Origin of the sequence: Arsenicicoccus bolidensis DSM 15745 (assembly GCF_000426385.1) — a bacterium.
In the GTDB taxonomy this organism is placed as follows: Bacteria; Actinomycetota; Actinomycetes; order Actinomycetales; family Dermatophilaceae; genus Arsenicicoccus; species Arsenicicoccus bolidensis.
This window is the reverse complement of sequence record NZ_AUFG01000081.1, coordinates 1-1,557: the sequence shown is the minus strand read 5'-3', so window position 1 is coordinate 1,557 and position 1,557 is coordinate 1. Positions and strand designations below refer to the sequence as shown.

The following is a 1,557-nucleotide window of genomic DNA, read 5'->3' as shown; positions in this document are numbered from 1 at the left end:
GGTTGCGGAGCTGCTCGGGGTCGGCACCCCGGAGACGGGGTCTGCAAGTGGGTCCGTCAGGCACAGGTCGACGCGGGCGCCCGGCCAGGGGCCACCCGACTCGTGCCGTTTTAGTGTGTCGGCCAGTCGGTGCTGGTCGCGGTGAGGATCTCGCGGGCGGTGTCGGGTAGCGGGTCCTGGGCCAGGTGCTCGTGGCCGGCGATGTTCACGGTGATCTGTTGCAGGGGCCGTAGGGTCTGCACGATCTTCTTGATGCTCAGCCCGGTCGCTGCTTGCAGGTGGCGGGCGACGGCCAGGGCCGTGACGACGACGGTCAGGTGGGCCTGGATGGCGTCGCGTTCGTGGTGGAAGATCGGTCGGGCTCGTAGGTCGGTCTTGCTCATCCGGAACGACGCCTCGACCTGCCACAGCGAGTGGTACGAGGCGATGACCTCGCCGGCGGGCATGAGCGTGGCCTCGATGTTGGTGACGTATCCCTTCAACCCCACGAGCCGGTGGGCGCGGGCCAACATCGCTTGGTCCAGGCTGACCGCACCGTTGCTGGACTTCACGAACCGCGGTGCCCGCGCGGCCTTCTCGCCGGCGACCACGGCCTTGGCGCGGTTCTCCTGCAGCGTGAGCGTCTTACGGTCGCGAGCCGCTCTCTTGGCGGAGTACGCCCACACCGCCCGCCAGGACGAGGAGTGTTCGCTGGGGTCCCACACCGGTTCGACCCTGACGTTCACGTCGTTCACGCCGGTGGCCTTGCTGGTGGCGACCCTGGGGGTGATCGTGTCGATCACCTGACCGTCGGTGAACGCGTCCCCGTGCCACCGGAAATGACTGGCCAGGTCGGTCGGGGCCTTGGCGACGCGGGACCCGACGATGAACCGCAACCCCGCCTCGTCCAGCTCGCGCAGGTTCGATGCCGAAAGCATCCCCGCGTCCGCGACCACGACGATGTCGCTGAGGCTGTGCCGGGCTTGGAAAGCCTTGATGATCGGTCCGATCGTGGTCGTCTCGGCCGTGTTGCCCTCGAAGCACCCGATCTCCAGGGGGAACCCGTCCCGGTCGACTAGGAGGCCGACCACGACCTGGGGGTCCACGCGGCGTTCCTTGGAGTACCCCACCTTCCGCAGGTCGTCCTCGTGCTCGGCCTCGAAATACAGCGTGGTCACGTCGTACAGCACCAACGACAGGTCGCCGTGGCTGGCCGCGTGAGCGAAGCACGCCCCCGCGACCAGCCCCCGGTAGTCCCTCTCCTTGGCCCGCGCCAAGGACCGGAACATCGACCGCAGCGACGCATGCGGAACACCCAGCTCGTCCAGCACCCGCACACTGTCGGCCTTGCTCACCGGCTCCACGATCCGCGCCAGCACCAGCTGCTTGAACGCCTCATCACCCAGCACGTCGAACCCCAACCGGGTGTACGCGCCGCTCAGCACCTCCCACAGCACCGCGGCCCTCTTGCTCGTGATCACTGACTGAACCGCCCCGGGTTCAGTGGAGAGTCGGGCGTTCTTCCTCGACGGTTGTCGGGGAAGGGTTCTGGGCAGCGTAGTAGGTCTGCTCGAGCTC

1 protein-coding gene is annotated in these 1,557 nt (G+C 68.0%); it reads right to left on the bottom strand.

What is annotated here, in order from left to right; all coding sequences use genetic code 11:
* Positions 1-110 precede the first annotated feature (110 nt).
* Positions 111-1,557: IS1634 family transposase (locus tag K313_RS0119395; protein WP_420804920.1), on the bottom strand; the 1,447-nt coding region annotated here is incomplete at its 5' end.